This is a genomic window from Marinobacter sp. 1-4A, assembly GCF_016597725.1.
Lineage (GTDB): Bacteria > Pseudomonadota > Gammaproteobacteria > Pseudomonadales > Oleiphilaceae > Marinobacter.
This window is the reverse complement of record NZ_VCGY01000008.1, coordinates 1-19,115: the sequence shown is the minus strand read 5'-3', so window position 1 is coordinate 19,115 and position 19,115 is coordinate 1. Positions and strand designations below refer to the sequence as shown.

Annotated in this window: 31 protein-coding genes and 1 pseudogene; 1 reads left to right on the top strand and 31 read right to left on the bottom strand. The window is 52.6% G+C overall.

Features of this window, described 5'->3' with window-relative positions; translation table 11 throughout:
* Positions 1–80 precede the first annotated feature (80 nt).
* Complete coding sequence (gene ssb, locus FE845_RS15405) at positions 81–617, bottom strand: single-stranded DNA-binding protein (RefSeq protein ID WP_200366568.1); 537 nt, start codon at positions 615–617, stop codon at positions 81–83.
* A 57-nt stretch (positions 618–674) separates the two neighbouring features.
* A complete protein-coding gene (locus tag FE845_RS15400) occupies positions 675–2,045 on the bottom strand; it encodes an MFS transporter (RefSeq protein WP_200366566.1) in 1,371 nt (456 codons plus the stop codon).
* A gap of 188 nt (positions 2,046–2,233) precedes the next feature.
* Between FE845_RS15400 and uvrA the strand changes: the two genes are divergently transcribed.
* The gene (uvrA, locus tag FE845_RS15395; RefSeq protein WP_200366564.1) at positions 2,234–5,077 is read left to right on the top strand and encodes an excinuclease ABC subunit UvrA; all 2,844 of its coding nucleotides are present in this window, start codon (positions 2,234–2,236) and stop codon (positions 5,075–5,077) included.
* A 98-nt stretch (positions 5,078–5,175) separates the two neighbouring features.
* On the opposite strand, the gene rplQ is transcribed toward uvrA, so the two are convergent.
* The 29 genes and pseudogenes from rplQ to FE845_RS15250 all read right to left on the bottom strand — a co-directional run.
* Positions 5,176–5,574, bottom strand: coding sequence for a 50S ribosomal protein L17 (rplQ, locus tag FE845_RS15390; protein ID WP_200204912.1), 399 nt, complete (start codon positions 5,572–5,574; stop codon positions 5,176–5,178).
* 33 nt (positions 5,575–5,607) lie between these two features.
* Positions 5,608–6,612, bottom strand: a complete 1,005-nt coding sequence (locus tag FE845_RS15385) for a DNA-directed RNA polymerase subunit alpha (protein WP_200366562.1) — start codon at positions 6,610–6,612, stop codon at positions 5,608–5,610.
* A gap of 47 nt (positions 6,613–6,659) precedes the next feature.
* Positions 6,660–7,280, bottom strand: coding sequence for a 30S ribosomal protein S4 (rpsD, locus tag FE845_RS15380; RefSeq protein ID WP_200366560.1), 621 nt, complete (start codon positions 7,278–7,280; stop codon positions 6,660–6,662).
* A gap of 18 nt (positions 7,281–7,298) precedes the next feature.
* Positions 7,299–7,688 carry a 30S ribosomal protein S11 gene (gene rpsK, locus FE845_RS15375; protein ID WP_100641182.1) on the bottom strand — a complete coding sequence of 130 codons (390 nt, stop codon included), beginning with the start codon at positions 7,686–7,688 and terminating at the stop codon, positions 7,299–7,301.
* 13 nt (positions 7,689–7,701) lie between these two features.
* Positions 7,702–8,058, bottom strand: a complete 357-nt coding sequence (gene rpsM, locus FE845_RS15370) for a 30S ribosomal protein S13 (protein ID WP_200366551.1) — start codon at positions 8,056–8,058, stop codon at positions 7,702–7,704.
* A gap of 143 nt (positions 8,059–8,201) precedes the next feature.
* Positions 8,202–8,315, bottom strand: a complete 114-nt coding sequence (rpmJ, locus tag FE845_RS15365; protein WP_008174902.1) for a 50S ribosomal protein L36 — start codon at positions 8,313–8,315, stop codon at positions 8,202–8,204.
* A 30-nt stretch (positions 8,316–8,345) separates the two neighbouring features.
* Positions 8,346–9,668: a preprotein translocase subunit SecY gene (gene secY, locus FE845_RS15360; RefSeq protein WP_100689257.1), complete on the bottom strand. Its 1,323-nt coding sequence runs from the start codon at positions 9,666–9,668 to the stop codon at positions 8,346–8,348.
* Between the two features lie 17 nt (positions 9,669–9,685).
* Positions 9,686–10,120 (bottom strand): 50S ribosomal protein L15, encoded by a 435-nt coding sequence (gene rplO / locus FE845_RS15355; RefSeq protein WP_200366543.1) that lies wholly within the window; start codon positions 10,118–10,120, stop codon positions 9,686–9,688.
* A 1-nt stretch (position 10,121) separates the two neighbouring features.
* The gene (gene rpmD, locus FE845_RS15350) at positions 10,122–10,310 is read right to left on the bottom strand and encodes a 50S ribosomal protein L30 (protein WP_200204918.1); all 189 of its coding nucleotides are present in this window, start codon (positions 10,308–10,310) and stop codon (positions 10,122–10,124) included.
* A gap of 4 nt (positions 10,311–10,314) precedes the next feature.
* Positions 10,315–10,815, bottom strand: coding sequence for a 30S ribosomal protein S5 (rpsE, locus tag FE845_RS15345; protein ID WP_071267330.1), 501 nt, complete (start codon positions 10,813–10,815; stop codon positions 10,315–10,317).
* A 12-nt stretch (positions 10,816–10,827) separates the two neighbouring features.
* Positions 10,828–11,175, bottom strand: coding sequence for a 50S ribosomal protein L18 (gene rplR / locus FE845_RS15340; RefSeq protein WP_100641175.1), 348 nt, complete (start codon positions 11,173–11,175; stop codon positions 10,828–10,830).
* A gap of 9 nt (positions 11,176–11,184) precedes the next feature.
* Complete coding sequence (gene rplF, locus FE845_RS15335) at positions 11,185–11,718, bottom strand: 50S ribosomal protein L6 (protein ID WP_200366541.1); 534 nt, start codon at positions 11,716–11,718, stop codon at positions 11,185–11,187.
* A gap of 9 nt (positions 11,719–11,727) precedes the next feature.
* Positions 11,728–12,120: a 30S ribosomal protein S8 gene (rpsH, locus tag FE845_RS15330; RefSeq protein WP_200366539.1), complete on the bottom strand. Its 393-nt coding sequence runs from the start codon at positions 12,118–12,120 to the stop codon at positions 11,728–11,730.
* 89 nt (positions 12,121–12,209) lie between these two features.
* A complete protein-coding gene (gene rpsN / locus FE845_RS15325; protein WP_041341451.1) occupies positions 12,210–12,515 on the bottom strand; it encodes a 30S ribosomal protein S14 in 306 nt (101 codons plus the stop codon).
* A gap of 13 nt (positions 12,516–12,528) precedes the next feature.
* A complete protein-coding gene (gene rplE / locus FE845_RS15320; protein ID WP_200366530.1) occupies positions 12,529–13,068 on the bottom strand; it encodes a 50S ribosomal protein L5 in 540 nt (179 codons plus the stop codon).
* 15 nt (positions 13,069–13,083) lie between these two features.
* Positions 13,084–13,404 (bottom strand): 50S ribosomal protein L24, encoded by a 321-nt coding sequence (gene rplX / locus FE845_RS15315; RefSeq protein ID WP_200366520.1) that lies wholly within the window; start codon positions 13,402–13,404, stop codon positions 13,084–13,086.
* 17 nt (positions 13,405–13,421) lie between these two features.
* Positions 13,422–13,790, bottom strand: a complete 369-nt coding sequence (gene rplN, locus FE845_RS15310; protein ID WP_012139776.1) for a 50S ribosomal protein L14 — start codon at positions 13,788–13,790, stop codon at positions 13,422–13,424.
* An 18-nt stretch (positions 13,791–13,808) separates the two neighbouring features.
* Positions 13,809–14,075 (bottom strand): 30S ribosomal protein S17, encoded by a 267-nt coding sequence (gene rpsQ, locus FE845_RS15305; protein ID WP_071267344.1) that lies wholly within the window; start codon positions 14,073–14,075, stop codon positions 13,809–13,811.
* Between the two features lies 1 nt (position 14,076).
* The gene (gene rpmC / locus FE845_RS15300; protein WP_200366854.1) at positions 14,077–14,268 is read right to left on the bottom strand and encodes a 50S ribosomal protein L29; all 192 of its coding nucleotides are present in this window, start codon (positions 14,266–14,268) and stop codon (positions 14,077–14,079) included.
* On the bottom strand, positions 14,268–14,681 hold the full coding sequence (gene rplP / locus FE845_RS15295) for a 50S ribosomal protein L16 (protein ID WP_200366518.1): 414 nt from the start codon (positions 14,679–14,681) through the stop codon (positions 14,268–14,270). The genes rpmC and rplP overlap by 1 nt, the downstream gene beginning before the upstream one ends.
* Positions 14,682–14,693: 12 nt before the next feature.
* On the bottom strand, positions 14,694–15,377 hold the full coding sequence (gene rpsC, locus FE845_RS15290) for a 30S ribosomal protein S3 (protein WP_200204922.1): 684 nt from the start codon (positions 15,375–15,377) through the stop codon (positions 14,694–14,696).
* Positions 15,378–15,388: 11 nt separating this feature from the next.
* The gene (gene rplV / locus FE845_RS15285) at positions 15,389–15,721 is read right to left on the bottom strand and encodes a 50S ribosomal protein L22 (RefSeq protein ID WP_096784144.1); all 333 of its coding nucleotides are present in this window, start codon (positions 15,719–15,721) and stop codon (positions 15,389–15,391) included.
* Between the two features lie 17 nt (positions 15,722–15,738).
* Positions 15,739–16,014 (bottom strand): 30S ribosomal protein S19, encoded by a 276-nt coding sequence (gene rpsS / locus FE845_RS15280; protein WP_096784145.1) that lies wholly within the window; start codon positions 16,012–16,014, stop codon positions 15,739–15,741.
* Positions 16,015–16,037: 23 nt separating this feature from the next.
* Positions 16,038–16,865, bottom strand: coding sequence for a 50S ribosomal protein L2 (gene rplB / locus FE845_RS15275; protein ID WP_200366507.1), 828 nt, complete (start codon positions 16,863–16,865; stop codon positions 16,038–16,040).
* Positions 16,866–16,882: 17 nt separating this feature from the next.
* Complete coding sequence (gene rplW, locus FE845_RS15270) at positions 16,883–17,176, bottom strand: 50S ribosomal protein L23 (protein ID WP_144780223.1); 294 nt, start codon at positions 17,174–17,176, stop codon at positions 16,883–16,885.
* On the bottom strand, positions 17,173–17,778 hold the full coding sequence (gene rplD, locus FE845_RS15265) for a 50S ribosomal protein L4 (RefSeq protein ID WP_200366505.1): 606 nt from the start codon (positions 17,776–17,778) through the stop codon (positions 17,173–17,175). Before rplD ends, rplW begins: the two co-directional genes overlap by 4 nt.
* A gap of 11 nt (positions 17,779–17,789) precedes the next feature.
* Complete coding sequence (gene rplC, locus FE845_RS15260) at positions 17,790–18,428, bottom strand: 50S ribosomal protein L3 (protein ID WP_200366503.1); 639 nt, start codon at positions 18,426–18,428, stop codon at positions 17,790–17,792.
* Between the two features lie 75 nt (positions 18,429–18,503).
* Positions 18,504–18,815 carry a 30S ribosomal protein S10 gene (rpsJ, locus tag FE845_RS15255; RefSeq protein WP_041341420.1) on the bottom strand — a complete coding sequence of 104 codons (312 nt, stop codon included), beginning with the start codon at positions 18,813–18,815 and terminating at the stop codon, positions 18,504–18,506.
* 187 nt (positions 18,816–19,002) lie between these two features.
* Positions 19,003–19,115, bottom strand: a pseudogene (locus tag FE845_RS15250) (elongation factor Tu); the annotation flags it as partial.

The following is a 19,115-nucleotide window of genomic DNA, read 5'->3' as shown; positions in this document are numbered from 1 at the left end:
TTTGCCAAGAATTAAAAACCAGTCGGCCCCAATTTTGGGGCCGGCCGGTTTTTAACAATTTATCTGGGTTAGACAAACGCTTAAAACGGAATATCGTCGTCAAAGTCATCCACTGGCTCGGGCATGCTGCCCCCCTGTTGTGGCTGACCTTGATTTTGGCCCTGACTATACCCACCGGACTGTGGCGGAGGGCTATTCTGTGACTGTGCTGGTGCCGACTGCGGTTGCGGACGGCCAGCAGGAGCGCCTTGGTTCATACCGCCCTCACCACCACGGCTATCCAACATCTGCATCTGGCCGTTGATATCGACAACCACCTCGGTGGTGTAAACGTCTTGGCCTTCTTTATTCTGCCATTTGCGAGTCTGCAGTTTGCCCTCGATATAAACTTTGGAGCCTTTACGTAGGTATTGGCCTGCAATCTCGGCAATCTTTCCAAACATGACAATGCGATGCCATTCCGTTTTCGGAACCATCTGGCCGGTTTGGCGATCCTTGTAGCTCTCGTCGGTCGCAAGGCTCAGGTTCACCACGGCATTGCCGTTCGGGGTGTAACGGGTATCCGGATCCTGCCCTAGGTTCCCGATAAGAATAACTTTGTTTACGCCTCTTGCCATGTTCTGCTCCCGATTCTGTTTTCAACGATACCCGCATTCCTTGCGGGCCTTCGGATTTCAAGAATTGCTGCCGTGTCGAACAAATGGAAAGTCCGCAAGCAACGCCTCGTCAAAGTGCTGTCGATCCACCTTTAAATAGGCAGTGGCAGCGTTTTCAATAATGACCACATCTTGCACGCCCGGCAAGCGTCGCAGGCTGCCATCAACGTCGTCATATTGGCCGCCTATCACATCCCGCAACTGTACCACGAAACCGGAGGTGTGGCCCGGCGCTGGCATTGTCACTGCGATCAGCAACCATAGACCAAGAACAGCGACCATAAACCAAACAACACCCTCAATCCCGACCTGCTGTAGCAGATAACCACCAAAGGCTCCGCCCAGGAAAGCCCCCATAAATTGGGAGGTAGAATACACACCCATAGCGGTTCCCTTGCTGGCCGCTGGCGCCTCTTTACTGATCAAAGACGGTAAACTGGCTTCCAGAAGGTTGAAGGCCATAAAAAAGAAGAACATCACCCCCCAGGCAAAAATAAGGCTGGCGGATATTCCGGCAAGCCCAGCCGTAGCGAGGGTAAGCAGCGCTATTGCACCGCAGAGCACTGGTTTCATCATGCGTTTCTTCTCGCCCATGATAATAAAAGGCACCATGGCGAAAAATGAAGTGATCATCACGCTAAGGTAGAACCACCAGTGTGATTGACTGGCAAGGCCAAGCTGATCCTGTAAAACCGATGGAAACACCAGAAACAGCGACGTCAACACCAAGTGCAGCGCGAATATACCAAAATCCAGCCGCAACAAGCGTTTGTCTGACAATACCCGCCCCAGCATCGCTTTTGCCGGGTGAGTATCAGCACTGATTTTGTGCTGGTGTGGTGTCGGCACCACCCGGTTAACGATGAGCAGCGCAACCAGCGCCAATGCTGCGGTAACGTAGAAAATCCCCGAGAGCCCCCATGCCGCTCCCAGTAACGGCCCCAGAACCAGCGACACTGAAAAGGATAGCCCAATCGATATGCCCACAGTAGCCATGGCTTTGGTTCGTTCTTCTTCGCGGGTAAGGTCGCTGAGCAACGCCATAAGCACACTGGCAATAGCACCAGCCCCCTGAAAGATCCGACCAGCAATGACAACGTATATTGAGTCCGCAGAGCCTGCGAGTATGCTCCCTGCAGCAAACAGAATCAGGCCAATATAAATCATGCGCTTGCGGCCTACTCGATCAGACAGCAGGCCAAATGGAATCTGCAGCAAGGCCTGACTCAAACCATAGGCGCCAATAGCGAAGCCGAGTAGAGCTGGAGTTGCGCCTTCAAGGTCATCACCTAAGAGCATAAATACAGGCATGATCATGAACAGCCCGAGCATGCGAATAGCGTAGACCGATGCCAGCGCAAATACGGAGCGTTTTTCCAGCGCATTCATGGCAGTTGGCTCCTCTCCCGGGGGTTGAAAACGTGACCTTGCGAAAGTACATATGTTCCGCAGGCGGCGCATTGTAACAGAAGGATCTTCAACGGGGGACACTACAGACGGGACACTAGTTAACCGGCATTTTCGCCGCGGCCGACGTAACGCGGTATAATTTCCGTTTTTTCTCCAAGCGAGGTGTTATGGATCATATCCAGATCAAAGGGGCACGTACCCACAACCTGAAGAACATCGACCTGGATATCCCTAGGGACAAACTGATCGTGATCACGGGGTTGTCCGGCTCTGGCAAGTCGTCTCTCGCATTTGATACGCTTTATGCCGAAGGTCAGAGGCGCTATGTGGAGTCGTTGTCCACCTATGCCCGCCAGTTCCTCTCAATGATGGAGAAGCCCGATGTCGATCACATCGAGGGCCTTTCACCTGCAATCTCTATTGAGCAAAAGTCAACGTCTCACAACCCTCGCTCGACAGTCGGCACTATCACCGAAATATACGATTATTTAAGGCTCATGTTTGCACGCGCAGGCGAGCCTCGGTGCCCGGAGCACGGGCAGCCACTAGAAGCTCAAACTGTTAGCCAGATGGTTGATCAGGTGCTTGCGTTGCCCGAAGACAGCAAACTGATGATTCTTGCTCCCGTGATTCGCGACCGCAAAGGTGAGCATTTACAGGTTGTAGAGACTATGCGCAGCCAAGGATTTATTCGACTGCGCGTAGACGGCACCGTCTATGACATAGATGACGTTCCAGTCCTCGACAAAAAGCGCAAACACCAGATTGACGTGGTCGTCGACCGATTCAAGGTAAAGCCCGGCCTTGAGCAACGGCTGGCTGAAAGTTTCGAGACCGCGCTTGGGCTTGCCGACGGCATAGCGCTTGTTGCGTCAATGGATTCGGAAGCCGAAGACAAGAGCGAAGAACAAACCTTTTCCGCAAAATACGCGTGTACTCAATGTGGTTACGCGTTAAGCGAACTCGAACCTAAGCTATTTTCCTTCAACAACCCCGCAGGCGCCTGCCCTACTTGCGACGGCCTAGGTGTTAAGCAGTTTTTTGATTCCGAGAAAATCGTGCAACATCCAGAGTCAACCATTGCTGCTGGCGCCATCAAAGGCTGGGATAGACGGGCTGTCTATTATTTCCAAATGCTGGGCAGCATTGGGGAGCACTATGGCATTGATTTGGAAACCCCCTGGGAGGAACTGCCGGAAGACTTCCGGAAAATACTCCTCTACGGATCTGGCCGTGAAGAAATTCCGTTTCGTTACGTGAATTCTCGCGGCCAGATCATGGAGCGGGCCCACTCTTTTGAAGGTATAATCCCGAACCTTGAGCGCCGTTACCGCGAAACCGACTCCCAAAGCATGCGCGAAGAGCTGGCTCGCAACCTCAGCACACAGCCCTGCAAAGACTGCAAAGGTTCCAGACTTCGGCGCAGCGCCCGCCACGTTTTTATTGAAGAACTGAACATCTCAGACATCACACGCCTTCCAATCGGCGAGGCCCACTCCTACTTTGACGCACTTGATCTGCCAGGACGTAAGGGCGAAATTGCGGAGAAAATAACCAAGGAAGTCCGTCAACGACTCCAGTTTCTCGTAAACGTTGGACTTGATTATTTAACACTCGAACGCAGTGCTGACACTCTGTCTGGTGGAGAAGCACAGCGCATAAGACTGGCCAGTCAGATTGGTGCTGGCCTAGTGGGTGTAATGTATATTCTGGATGAGCCTTCCATAGGGCTTCATCAAAGAGATAATGACCGACTTCTCAGCACACTTACCCACCTTAGGGACTTAGGAAACACCGTCATAGTCGTCGAGCATGATGAAGATGCCATCCGCGCGGCTGACCATGTAATTGATATCGGGCCCGGCGCTGGCGTGCACGGTGGCCAGATAATCGCTCAAGGCACACCTGCTGACATTCTTGCAAACACTGACTCCCTTACCGGCCAATATCTCAGTGGCGTAAAAGAGATAGCCATTCCGACAACCCGGCATAAAGGAAATGGTGAAACTCTCACACTGACCGGCGCCACCGGCAATAACTTGCAAGATGTCACGCTAGCCTTGCCTTTGGGCATCATGACCTGCATAACGGGCGTCTCGGGTTCTGGTAAATCCACCCTGATAAACAGCACGCTCTATCCCGTCGCAGCGGCCAAGCTAAACAAAGCCACCAGCCTAAACGCCGCGCCTTACAAGGGGCTGACTGGGCTAGATAAGCTGGATAAGGTAATCGACATAGATCAAAGCCCCATTGGGCGCACTCCCCGCTCTAATCCCGCCACCTACACGGGCCTGTTCACTCCAATCCGCGAACTTTTCGCCGGGACCCAGGAAGCGCGCTCACGGGGGTACAAACCGGGACGTTTCTCCTTCAATGTCAAAGGCGGGCGCTGCGAAGCCTGCCAAGGGGACGGCATGATCAAGGTAGAAATGCACTTTCTGCCCGACGTGTACGTTCCCTGCGACGTATGCAAAGCCAAACGCTATAACCGGGAAACGCTTGAGGTCCGCTACAAAGGGAAAAACATCAACGAAGTATTGAGCATGACCGTGGAAGAAGGTCGTGAGTTTTTTGACGCGGTGCCCTTCCTCGCCAGAAAACTCCAAACGCTTATTGATGTGGGCCTCTCGTACATCCGCCTTGGGCAAAGTGCAGTAACCCTGTCTGGCGGCGAGGCCCAGCGCGTAAAGCTCGCCAAAGAGCTCTCAAAGCGCGATACAGGTAAAACCCTGTACATACTCGACGAACCCACAACCGGCCTGCACTTCTACGACATCCAGCAACTGCTGAACGTACTGCAAAGATTGCGAGACCACGGCAACACTATCGTAGTTATCGAGCACAACCTGGACGTTATCAAAACAGCAGACTGGGTGATCGATCTGGGCCCGGAAGGTGGTTCAGGGGGTGGTCAGATCATTGCGGAAGGCACACCAGAAGACGTTGCAGAAAATCCCGCATCGCACACAGGACGCTACTTGAAACCAATATTGGGAGAGAAAAGAATCTAGCACACAGTATGCTCGGTCGAATACACCGCCAAACTTTAGACACAAAAAAACCGGGAACCTTATGGCACCCGGTTTTTTTTGCAGACTAACGAACGATATTACTCGTCGCCTTCGTCCACTTCTTCTGCTTCGATGTCCAACGGACGACCTACCAACTCAACAAATGCCATAGGGGCATTGTCGCCAGCACGGAAGCCACACTTCAGAATACGAAGGTAACCACCCGGACGCTCGTTATAACGGGGGCCAAGCTCATTGAACAGCTTAGCAACCGCCGCGTCGTCGCGCAGGCGAGAAAACGCCAGACGACGATTCGCTACCGAATCTACTTTGGCGAGCGTGATCAAAGGCTCAGCTACACGACGAAGCTCTTTAGCTTTCGGCAGCGTTGTTTTAATCAGCTCATGACCAACCAGTGACGCAGTCATGTTACGAAACATGGCCTTGCGATGCGCACTGGTCCTGCTGAACTTACGACCACTTTTACGATGACGCATTGCTCTGATTCCTTACCTTAAACTAATCGGCAATCAACCGCCCAAAACCCGGTCGTCGCCCCGAAGGCTAGCCGGTGGCCAGTTATCAAGACGCATTCCCAGAGACAAACCGCGAGACGCCAAAACGTCCTTAATCTCGGTGAGCGACTTCTTACCAAGGTTAGGCGTCTTCAACAGCTCAACTTCTGTGCGCTGGATAAGATCGCCGATGTAGTAAATATTTTCAGCCTTCAAGCAGTTAGCTGAACGTACTGTTAACTCTAGATCATCGACAGGACGCAGCAGAATAGGATCAATCTCTTCCTCTTCTTCTACGCGCTCTGGCTCTTTTTCATGATCAAAATCAACAAATACCGCCAGTTGCTGCTGAAGAATCGTGGCTGCCCGGCGAATTGCTTCTTCCGGATCGATAGTGCCGTTCGTCTCCAGATCAATAACCAGCTTGTCCAGATCGGTACGCTGCTCTACCCGTGCACTTTCCACGGAATAAGCAACACGGCGAACCGGGCTGAAGGTGGCATCCAATTGCAGACGGCCGATGGCGCGGGTTTCATCTTCCTCAAGACCACGCTGATCTGCCGGCTCATAGCCGCGACCACGTGCCACACGCAAACGCATGTTCACTTCACCTTTTTCACTAAGGTGACAGATCACATGATCCGGATTGGAAATTTCGACGTCATGATCCAGCTTAATATCGCCAGCTGTTACAACGCCCGGGCCTTTCTTACTGAGCGTAAGCTCAGTGTCATCCCGACCGTTCATCTTGACCGCGACACCCTTGAGATTCAGAAGAATCTCAATGACGTCTTCCTGAACACCCTCAATGGCGCTGTACTCGTGCAAGACACCGTCAATCTGCGCTTCAGTCACAGCGCAGCCAGGCATCGAAGACAAGAGAATACGACGCAACGCGCTACCCAAAGTATGGCCAAAACCTCTTTCCAGAGGCTCCAACGTTACCTTGGCGCGCATTGCACTGGATTCTTTCACGTCAATGGTACGAGGTGTCAATAACTCATGTACTGAACGCTGCATAGACGCCCCTATCTGCTATCGTTGCTACTTACGTTGCAAATCAGGCTTTACTTAGAGTAAAGCTCGACGATGAGGTTCTCGTTGATGTCGGCCGGCAGTTCAGTGCGCTCTGGCACTGACTTGTAAACGCCTGACATCTTATTGGCGTCGACCTCTACCCAGCTCACCGGTGCACGGCTTGCAGACAACTCAAGAGCGCCTTTAACGCGCAGCTGATTTCTTGCCTTCTCACGCACACTCACAACATCGCCTGGCTTGACCTTGTAGGAAGGAATATTCACTACTTTGTCGTTAACCAGAATCGCCTTGTGTGAAACGAGCTGACGGGACTCTGCACGGGTGGAACCGAATCCCATGCGGTATGCAACGTTATCAAGACGCGTCTCGAGAAGCTGCAACAGGTTCTCACCGGTTGCACCCTTCAGACGAGCCGCTTCCTTATAATAATTGCGAAATTGCTTCTCCAGCACGCCGTATATACGACGAACTTTTTGCTTTTCACGAAGCTGGACGCCGTATTCAGACAGACGACCGCGGCGTGCGCCATGCATGCCGGGCGGCGTTTCGATGTTGCACTTGCTGTCAAGTGCTCGAACTCCGCTCTTCAGAAAAAGGTCTGTCCCTTCACGACGAGACAGCTTGCACTTCGGGCCTATATAACGAGCCATATTTCACTGTCTCCTGTGTTAGACGCGGCGCTTTTTGGGCGGACGACAGCCGTTATGGGGAATCGGCGTCACATCTGTGATGTTGGTGATCTTGTAGCCGCACGAATTCAAAGCGCGAACTGCAGACTCACGTCCGGGCCCGGGACCCTTAACCTCTACGTCCAGGTTTTTAAGGCCGTATTCAGCAGCCGCGTTACCGGCTCTTTCAGCTGCTACCTGCGCAGCAAAAGGTGTACTCTTACGTGACCCGCGAAAACCAGAACCACCTGAAGTGGCCCAGGACAGGACGTTGCCCTGACGGTCAGAAATGGTCACGATCGTGTTATTGAAGGACGCATGTACGTGTGCGACGCCATCAACAACGGTCTTTTTCACCTTTTTACGGGTACGTGTACCTGGCTTTGCCATGTTTGCCTACCTGTTACTTACGAATAGGTTTGCGTGGACCTTTACGGGTGCGTGCGTTGGTCTTGGTGCGCTGGCCACGGACTGGAAGTCCATGACGGTGACGCAGACCACGATGACATCCGAGATCCTTCAAACGCTTAATGTTCATCTGTACTTCACGACGCAAATCGCCCTCAACGACAACCTTACCCACTTCTGAACGAAGTGTTTCAAGCTGCTCGTCGGACAGGTCTTTGACCTTGACGTCCGGCTTAACGCCGGTTGCATCGCAAAGCTTCTGGGCTGTTGTCTTGCCAACACCAAAGATGTAGGTCAGCGAGATAACAGCATGTTTGTGATCGGGTATATTGACACCGGCTATACGTGCCATCCAAATTACTCCGCGTTCAAAGCTTTGCTGTGTGAATTTTCCGCCACAAAAAAGGGGCGCGAAATAATAGCGCCTGACTCGGCATCGAGTCAAGCGCTATCATTACGAACCTCGTTTTCAAGCCAGAGTGTTTCCCGAGGGAATCAGCCCTGGCGTTGCTTGTGGCGAGGCTCCGAGCAAATGACTCTTACTGAGCCATTGCGACGAATTACTTTGCAGTTACGGCAAATTTTCTTTACCGAAGCGCGTACTTTCATTGTCGACTCCAGTTTTCAAGGGGAACGGTTTTAACCGTTCCGACCATAGCCCTTGAGATTGGACTTCTTCATCAGTGATTCATACTGATGCGACATCAGGTGCGACTGAACCTGCGCCATGAAATCCATCACCACGACTACAACAATCAGCAGTGAGGTGCCGCCCAAATAGAACGGAACATTCCCGGCCACCATCAGGAACTGAGGGAACAGAGAGACTGCTGCAATGTACATTGCACCGAACAAGGTCAAGCGAGTCAAAACGCCATCTATGTACTTGGCAGTTTGATCGCCTGGACGTATGCCCGGTATAAACGCGCCTGAGCGCTTGAGGTTATCCGCAACTTCCTTCGGATTATACATCAGAGCAGTATAGAAGAAGCAGAAGAAAACAACCGCTGCCGCAAACAGAATGATGTATAACGGCTGGCTTGGAGCCAAGGCCTGAGAAATATCACTAAGCCACTCCATGCCCTCACCCTGTCCAAACCACTGACCCAACGAAGCAGGGAAAAGCAGGATGGACGAAGCAAATATAGGCGGGATAACCCCGGCCATATTAACCTTCAAAGGCAAATGACTGGACTGCTGAGCAAAAACCCGGCGGCCTTGTTGACGTTTCGCATAGTTAATGGTCAGACGCCGCTGCCCACGCTCCATGAATACCACAAAGCCAACCACTGCGATGGCAAGGATACCGATACCCAAAACCACCAACAGGCTCATCTCACCGTTACGGGCCTGCTCCAAAGTCTGACCGATTGCGCCCGGTAGCCCGGCCACAATGCCTGCAAAAATCAGCAGGGAGATACCGTTACCGACACCTCGCTCGGTAATCTGCTCGCCAAGCCACATCATAAAGACCGCACCACTTACGAAAGAAACAACCGCCACAAAGTGGAAGCTAAAGCTGTCGTTGAAGGTGACGCCCTGAGAGGCCAAACCAACAGAAATACCAAAACCCTGAACCAATGCCAGCACAACTGTACCGTACCGGGTGTACTGGCTGATCTTACGACGTCCAGCCTCGCCCTCTTTTTTCAGCTGCTCAAGCTGCGGACTTACCGCAGTCATGAGCTGCATGATAATCGAGGCCGAGATATACGGCATGATACCGAGAGCGAAGATACTCATGCGCTCGAGCGCACCACCTGAGAACATGTTGAACATACTCAGGATTGTGCCCTGATTCTGCTCAAACAATGCTGCCAGTCGGTCTGGGTTAATACCTGGCACCGGTATGTGGGCACCGATCCGGTACACCAACAGTGCCAGAAAGACAAACCAGAGCCGGGATCGCAGCTCCGCCAGTCCTTTTCCCGCGCCCGCAGGCAATGATGCGTTCTTGGCCATTTAGTCCTCGACTCGCCTTAGTCTTCGACTTTGCCACCCGCGGCAGAAATTGCCTCGCGCGCGCCTTTGGTTACACGAAGCCCCTTCACAGTTACTGCACGGTCAAGCTCGCCGGACAGAATAACCTTAGCTTCGCGAATTTCCTCACGGATAATGTCGGCCTTTTTAAGGGCTGCAAGATCCACAGTATCGCCTTCCACCTTGGCCAACTCGTTCAAACGAACCTCGGCAACATAGCGCTGTTGGCGCGATGTGAAACCGAATTTCGGAAGACGACGGGCCAAAGGCTGCTGACCACCCTCGAAACCGGGAGCAACGCTGCCACCGGAACGGGATTTAAGACCTTTATGACCACGGCCACCGGTTTTACCGAGACCGCTACCGATACCACGACCGACGCGTTTTGCAGAGGGACGTGAACCAGGCTCTGGACTAAGTTCGTTCAGACGCATCTTAGTTCTCCTCAACCCGAACCAGGTAATTTACCCGGTTGATCATTCCGCGAATGGAAGGTGTGTCTTCCACTTCAACGGTATGACCGATTTTACGAAGACCCAAGCCCTTCACACAAAGTTTGTGCTTAGGCTGGCAGCCGATTGGGCTGCGGGTCAGAGTTACTTTGATCGTATTTGCGTTCGCCATGACTTCAACCCAGAATCTCTTCGACGGATTTACCGCGCTTGGCTGCAATATCTTCAGGCGCCTGAGTTGCCTGAAGACCCTTGATGGTGGAACGTACAACGTTCACCGGGTTGGTAGAGCCGTAACACTTTGACAGTACGTTCTGCACACCCGCAACTTCCAATACAGCACGCATCGCACCACCGGCAATGATACCTGTACCTTCGGAGGCTGGCTGCATGTACACCTTAGAGCCGCCGTGCTGTGCACGCACCGCGTACTGCAAGGTCGTTCCGTCAAGCGGAACGTCTACCATATTCTTGCGCGCAGCTTCCATTGCCTTCTGGATTGCGACCGGCACTTCACGTGCCTTACCGCGACCGAAACCAACGCGTCCTTTTCCGTCACCGACCACGCTCAGCGCGGTGAACGCAAAAACGCGACCGCCCTTGACCACTTTGGCAACTCGATTCACCTGAACCAGCTTTTCCTGGAGCTCAGGCGCTTTCTGATCGTTAACGCTCATCTTCTCCACCTCTTAGAATTGCAAGCCAGCTTCACGGGCTGCGTCGGCCAGAGCCTGAACTCGGCCGTGATAACGGTAACCGGAGCGGTCAAAAGCGACCTGCTCAACACCTGCTGCCTTGGCTCGCTCAGCAATCAGCTGACCAACCTTTTTAGCAGCATCCACGTTACCGGTTGCACCCTGGCGCAATTCCTTATCCAACGTGGAGGCAGTGGCAAGAACTTGGCTGCCGTCTGCTGTCGTGACCTGAGCGTACATATGACGCGGAGTGCGATGAACGCACAAACGTGTCGTACCCAGTTCACGGATCTTCATGCGCACTTTGCGTGCGCGACGCAATCTTTCATTATTCGCGCTCATAGTCCCGCCTTATTTCTTCTTGGCTTCTTTGCGTCTTACCTGCTCATCCGCATACCGAACTCCTTTGCCTTTATAAGGCTCGGGTGGACGGAACGCGCGGATTTCCGCAGCGACGTGGCCAACCTGTTGCTTATCGATACCGCGAATGACAACTTCCGTATTAGACGGAGTTTCAACGGTAATCCCCTCGGGCAGCTCGTATTCAACCGGGTGAGAAAAACCCAGTGTCAGATTGAGCTTCTTACCTTGCGCCTGAGCCCGGTAACCTACACCGATCAGCTGAAGCTTACGCTCCCAGCCTGCGGAAACACCGGTCACCATGTTGTTGACCAGCGCGCGGGTTGTTCCAGCAAGAGCGCGGGACTTTTGGGCACCATCACGAGCAGCAAAGCGAAGAAGGTTCTCTTCCTGCTTAACTTCCACCGCTTGATGAATTGAAAAATCTAGAGCTCCTTTGGAGCCTTTTACACTAATTTCCTGTCCGTTCAGCTTAACCTCAACACCGGAAGGCAGCACGACAGGATTATTGGCAACCCTGGACATGTGATTCTCCTAGAATACGGTGCAGATGACTTCGCCACCCACGCCAGCAGCTCGTGCGGCGCGGTCTGTCATAACGCCCTTAGACGTAGAGACAATCGCGACTCCCAAACCACCGGATACCTTCGGCAGCTCGCTTGTACCCTTATACTGACGCAGACTTGGGCGGCTTACGCGCTTAATCTGTTCAATAACAGGCTTCCCGCCAAAATACTTGAGCGTGATCGTAAGCTCAGGCTTTACATCGGCTGTAACGGAAAAATCTGCAACGTAACCTTCGTCTTTGAGAACCTGGGCTACAGAGATCTTCATCTTAGAAGATGGCATCGTAACGTCTGCTTTCGATGCCATCTGGGCGTTGCGAATACGGGTTACCATATCCGCAAGCGTGTCTTGCATACTCATTGGTATGAGTCTCCTGATCTTTTTAGTTGTGCAGCGGCGCGCCGCACCGCTTACCAACAGGCACCCTGACCTAGGTCAGGATACCTATCTTACCAGCTTGCTTTAGTCAGACCCGGAACGTCGCCACGCATGCCGTACTCGCGGAGTTTAATCCGCGAAAGTTCGAACTTGCGCAAAACGCCGTGGGGACGACCTGTCACCTGGCAACGATTACGAAGACGCGAAGGAGAAGCATCGCGAGGAAGCTGTTGCAACTTCATCTGTGCGTCCCAACGGTCATCATCGCTGGTATTGGGGTTTTTGATAATCGCCTTGAGCTCCGCACGCTTCGCTGCAAATTTCGCAACGGTTTGCTCGCGCTTGAGCTCACGGTTTTTCATTGACACCTTAGCCATTACTCTCGTTCCTTTATTTCTTGAACGGAAAGCCGAAAGCTTTCAACAGCTCACGACCTTCGTCGTCGGTAGCAGCAGTAGTGGTAATGGTGATATCCAAACCGCGGATCTTGTCGACTTTGTCATACTCGATCTCAGGAAAGATAATCTGCTCACGCACACCCATGCTGTAGTTACCGCGCCCATCAAAGGACTTGGGGTTCAGACCGCGGAAGTCACGAATACGAGGAACCGCAATGTGAACCAAACGGTCAAAGAAATCCCACATACGCTCACCGCGCAGTGTAACTTTGCAACCAATCGGCCAACCTTCACGGATCTTAAAGCCCGCAACGGATTTACGCGCTGTAGTAACAACCACTTTTTGACCTGCCAGACGCTCTAAATCCGCCACAGCATTTTCAATCAGTTTCTTGTCGCCAACTGCTTCGCCGACACCCATGTTCAGGGTGATCTTTTCGATACGCGGCACCTGCATAATGTTCTTGAAACCGAACTCTTTCTGCAGGGCGGGTACCACTTCCTTGCTGTACTGCTCTTTCATATTAAGCATCGTAACCACCACCGCTTACTGGTTATCGACAGCTTCTTTCGTAGCTTTGAAGATCCGCACTTTCGCCCCGTCTTCCTTTGTCTGGAAGCCAACACGATCGGCTTTGCCGGTCTGCGGATTAAAAATAGCTACGTTGGAAGCCTGGATAGGTGCTTCTTTTTCGACGATGCCACCAGGGGTGCCCAACATCGGGTTTGGCTTAGTGTGCTTCTTCATCATATTGATGCCAGAAACGATCACCTTACCGTCGTCCTGAACTTTCAGAACTTTACCACGTTTGCCTTTGTCTTTCCCCGTAGTGACGATTACTTCGTCATCTCGTTTAATCTTTTTCATAACCGGCCTCTGGTCCTTTAAAGTACTTCGGGTGCCAGTGAGATAATTTTCATGAACTTTTCATTTCGCAGCTCACGGGTAACCGGTCCGAAGATACGGGTACCGATAGGCGCGTCCTGATTGTTCAGAAGTACAGCTGCATTACCGTCAAAACGGATCAGCGACCCATCAGGACGACGAACACCCTTACGGGTGCGTACTACTACAGCCTTCAGGACCTGGCCCTTTTTCACTTTTCCGCGGGGGATAGCTTCCTTAACGGTCACTTTAATAACATCCCCTACGCTGGCGTAACGCCGATGTGAACCGCCCAGGACCTTAATGCACATCACCTGACGCGCACCGCTGTTATCCGCGACTTCAAGCATTGTCTGAGTCTGAATCATGGTTGTTCTCCGGGCGATTTACACCTTGGATGCATGTTCAGTGACTTCCACCAGGGCCCAGCTTTTGGTCTTAGAGACCGGGCGGGTTTCCTGAATGGTCACAGTGTCACCGATATTGCACTGGTTGCTCTCATCGTGAGCATGGATCTTGGTTGAACGTTTCATGTACTTACCGTACAGAGGGTGCTTCACCTGACGCTCGACCAACACCACGATGGATTTCTCCATCTTGTTGCTTACGACCTTGCCGCTAAGAGTTCTGGCAGTTTGGGTAGCTTCGGTCATGTCACTGTCCTGCCTTTTCGTTCAATACTGTTTTCACACGAGCAATGTCGCGCTTCACCCCGACGAGAAGGTGAGACTGATTGAGCTGACCTGTCGCCTTGCGCATGCGCAGGTTGAACTGCTCCTTCAGGAGGTCGATCAGCTCCTTATTCAGCTCCTCGGCTGATTTTTCACGCAGCTCTGTTGCTTTCATCACATCACCGTCCTCGTTACGAAGGTGGTCTGTACCGGCAGTTTGGCCGCTGCGAGTGTGAAGGCTTCGCGTGCGATATCTTCAGCAACACCTTCCATCTCGTAGAGCATCCGGCCAGGCTGAATTTCAGCCACCCAGTACTCGACAGAACCCTTACCTTTACCCATACGTACTTCAAGCGGCTTACCGGTGATCGGCTTATCGGGGAAAACCCGAATCCAGATCTTACCGCCACGCTTGATCTTACGTGTCATGGTACGACGTGCCGCTTCTATCTGGCGCGCAGTTATACGCCCGCGAGTTGTCGCTTTCAATCCGTATTCACCGAAGCTCACCTTGTTGGCGCGGTGAGCAAGACCAGTGTTACGGCCTTTCATTACCTTGCGAAATTTGGTGCGTTTTGGTTGCAGCATAAGATTGCCCCTTTACTTAGAACCTTTCTTCCCAGAGGCTTTCTTGTCAGCACGGACCTGTTCCATACCACCAAGAATCTCACCTTTGAAGATCCATACCTTGACGCCGATAATGCCGTAAGTGGTATGCGCTTCGTAGGTTGCGTAATCAATATCTGCACGTAGTGTATGCAGAGGAACACGACCTTCACGATACCACTCGGAACGCGCAATCTCAGCACCCCCGAGACGACCACCAACCTGAATCTTGATGCCTTTGGCTCCCTGACGCATGGCGTTCTGTACCGCACGCTTCATAGCGCGACGGAACATCACACGACGCTCCAGCTGTCCGGCAACGTTTTGCGCTACCAGGCGAGCATCCAGATCCGGCTTGCGGACTTCTTCGATGTTGATGTGCACAGGCACACCCATCATCTCGCCGACTTCGCGACGCAGACGATCAACATCTTCACCCTTCTTACCGATAACAATACCGGGGCGGGCAGTATGAATCGTGATACGGGCGTTCTGAGCAGGGCGCTCGATCACAATCTTGCTAACAGACGCCTTAACCAGACGCTTGTCTAGGAATTCGCGAACCTGAATATCGTTCAATAGGTTCTTTGCGTATTCCTTTTTATCGGCATACCAAACTGAGTTGTGCTCTTTAATCACACCCAGGCGGAAGCCGATTGGATTTACTTTATGACCCATCTGAGCATCTCCTACTTGTCGGCGACCTTGACGGTGATATGACAGGTGCGCTTCATGATTCTATCAGCGCGCCCCTTGGCTCGAGCCTTGATCCGCTTGAGCGTTGGGCCTTCATCCACCATGACAGTGGAAACCCGCAGTTCGTCAACGTCTAGACCTTCGTTGTGCTCAGCGTTAGCGATGGCAGATTCAAGAGCTTTCTTGATAATCACCGCCGCTTTCTTAGGGCTGAAAGTCAAAATATTCAGGGCGTCCTCAACAGCCTTGCCGCGAACCTGGTCGGCGACAAGACGCGCTTTCTGAGCTGAGAGGCGAGCGCCCTTATACTTGGCTGCTACTTCCATTTCTATTCCCCTCACAATCAGCGTTTAGCTTTCTTGTCGGCCGAGTGGCCACGATAAGTGCGCGTTGCCGCGAACTCGCCAAGTTTATGCCCGACCATATCTTCGGTGACATAAACCGGCACGTGTTGCCTGCCGTTGTGGACTGCGATGGTCAAGCCTACGAACTCTGGAAAGATCGTTGAGCGACGGGACCAAGTTTTGATCGGTCGCTTATCGTTTGCTTCCAGAGCTGCCTCGACCTTCTTCAACAGATGCAGGTCTATAAAAGGACCTTTCTTTAAAGAACGTGGCACAGCATTTACCTCTATGTGGTCGTTTACTTGGCTGAACGACGACGTACTATCATCTTATCAGTACGCTTGTTCTTACGAGTCTTATGCCCTTTGGTCGGAACACCCCAAGGAGTAACTGGGTGACGCCCGCCAGAGGTACGCCCTTCACCACCACCATGTGGGTGGTCAACTGGGTTCATAGCCACACCACGAACCGTTGGGCGCTTACCGCGCCAACGTGATGCACCCGCTTTGCCAAGCCGCTTGAGACTGTGTTCACTGTTGGATACTTCACCCAACGTAGCACGGCAATCTACAAGCACCTTTCGCATTTCGCCTGAGCGCAGACGGATGGTCGCGTAAGCGCCTTCCCGAGCTACAAGTTGCACAGATGCGCCCGCAGAGCGAGCCAGCTGTGCGCCTTTACCAGGCTTGAGCTCAACGCAATGGATCACAGAACCAACCGGCATGTTACGCAGTGGCAATGTGCTTCCTACCTTGATAGGCGCGTCGATTCCTGAGCGCACAGGCTCGCCAATCTGCATACCTTTGGGAGCGATAATGTAACGACGCTCGCCATCGGCATATTTGATCAGCGCAATGTGCGCAGAGCGGTTAGGATCGTATTCAATGCGCTCGATTGTCGCAGGAATACCATCTTTGGTCCGCTTGAAGTCTATTATGCGGTAGTGCTGTTTATGGCCACCACCAATATGACGGGTAGTGATACGGCCGTTGTTATTACGACCACCCGACTTGCTTTGAGATTCGACCAACGGTTCGTAAGGACGCCCTTTGTGTAAATCTGGGTTGTACAGCTTTACAACGTGACGGCGTCCGGCTGATGTTGGCTTGGTTTTGACGATCGGCATATTACGACCCCTTTACCTTATTCCACATCCAGAAAATCGATGTCCTGACCTTCAGCCAGCTTTACATAAGCCTTACGAATGTCATTACGCTTGCCGAACCCGCGGGCTGTGCGCTTAAGCTTGCCCTTACGATTCAGAACTTGAACACCTTCTACGGTGACGTTGAACAGTTGCTCAACAGCCTTTTTGATTTCCGGCTTGGTGGCGTCCGGGGCTACCCGAAAAACAACCTGACCATGCTCGGCGACCAGAGAGGCTTTCTCCGATACGTGAGGCCCAAGAAGGACCTTGTAAATACGTTCCTGATTCATCCCAGCATCTCCTCGATCTTCTTCAGAGCGGGAACAGTCAACACAACCTTCTCGAAGGCGACCAGGCTAACCGGATCCAGACCTGCAACATCACGCACATCGACGTGAGGAACGTTGCGAGAAGCCAGGTGCAGGTTCTGCTCAAGACTTTCTGTCAGGATCAGGGCATTGGAAACACCCAGATCTGCCAGCTTGGCTGTAAAGGCCTTGGTCTTTGGTGCGTCTACTGCAAAATCATCCACCACAACCAGACGCTCTTGACGAACCAGCTCGGAGAAAATAGAACACATCGCGGCACGATACATTTTACGGTTAACTTTCTGCTCAAAACCGCGAGGCTTGGCAGCAAAAGTCACACCACCGGAGCGCCAAATAGGGCTACGGATAGTACCGGCACGGGCGCGACCTGTGCCCTTTTGACGCCAGGGCTTCTTACCGCCACCACTGACTTCTGAACGGGTTTTCTGAGCCTTGGTTCCCTGACGGCCAGCTGCCATGTAGGCAGTCACAACCTGGTGAACCAGCGACTCGTTAAAATCTTTGGCAAATGCAGCATCGGAAACAGAAATTCCCTTGCCACTACCTGTAATAGTCAATTCCATCGAACCGCTCCTCAGGCTTTAAGTGCAGGCTTGATGACAACATCACCACCAGTCGCGCCGGGTACGGCACCACTAATTAGCAGGAGGTTGCGCTCGGCGTCGACACGGACAACTTTCAGGTTTTGCACTGTAACTTGCGCATTACCCATCTGGCCCGCCATCTTTTTGCCCTTGAATACCTTGCCCGGAGTCTGGTTCTGACCAATAGAACCCGGAGCACGATGCGAGAGGGAGTTACCATGCGTTGCATCCTGCATGGAGAAGTTCCAGCGCTTAACGCCACCCTGGAATCCTTTACCCTTAGACTGACCTGTGGCATCTACTAGCTGACCGTCTTCGAAGACAGCCGCAGTAATCTCGCCACCTGCGGAAAGGTCTTCACCTTCACCGTCAGCCAATCGAAATTCCCAGACACCCCGACCAGCCTCAACGCCAGCTTTGGCAAAGTGACCTGCCTCAGCCTTGGTAACACGTGAAGCGCGACGAGCACCCACAGTTACCTGAACAGCACGATAGCCATCGTTCTCAAGGGTCTTGAGTTGAGTAATGCGGTTAGGATCAACCTCAATTACTGTAACAGGCAGCGCCTGCCCATCTTCCGTAAAAATACGGGTCATACCAGCCTTACGGCCGACAACACCAATTGCCATGTTTCACCTCTAAGTGTACGGGGCTCTCACCCTCTATGGCCTTAGGACAGTTACACAGGTTAATACCGGGCGGTATTAACCGAGGCTAATCTGAACGTCTACACCTGCTGCCAGGTCCAACTTCATCAAAGCATCTACTGTCTTTTCCGTTGGCTCAACAATGTCGAGCAAACGCTTATGAGTACGAATTTCATACTGGTCACGCGCGTCTTTATTGACGTGCGGAGAAACCAGAATAGTGTACTTCTCCTTCCGCGTCGGCAGAGGGATAGGTCCACGCACTTGAGCGCCGGTCCGCTTTGCGGTATCGACAATCTCCTGCGTCGACTGGTCGATAAGGCGATAATCAAACGCCTTCAACCGGATTCGAATCTTTTGGCTTTGCATGATGCACCAAACTCCACTCGTAGCAGCTACTAGTTAGCCGACCTTCAAAAAAAGGAGCCGCATTGTATGCATAATACCCAACCCTGTCAACAACCTTAACTGTCGACCAGATCGGGAGAAGCGGTTGCGACCGAAACGGAAAAAGGGGCTGACAAAATCAGCCCCTTTTCCAGATGCAACGAGCGTATTACTCGAGGATCTTAGCGACGACGCCGGCACCAACGGTACGGCCACCTTCGCGAATCGCGAAGCGCAGACCATCTTCCATGGCGATCGGAGCAATCAGCGTGACTTCCATCT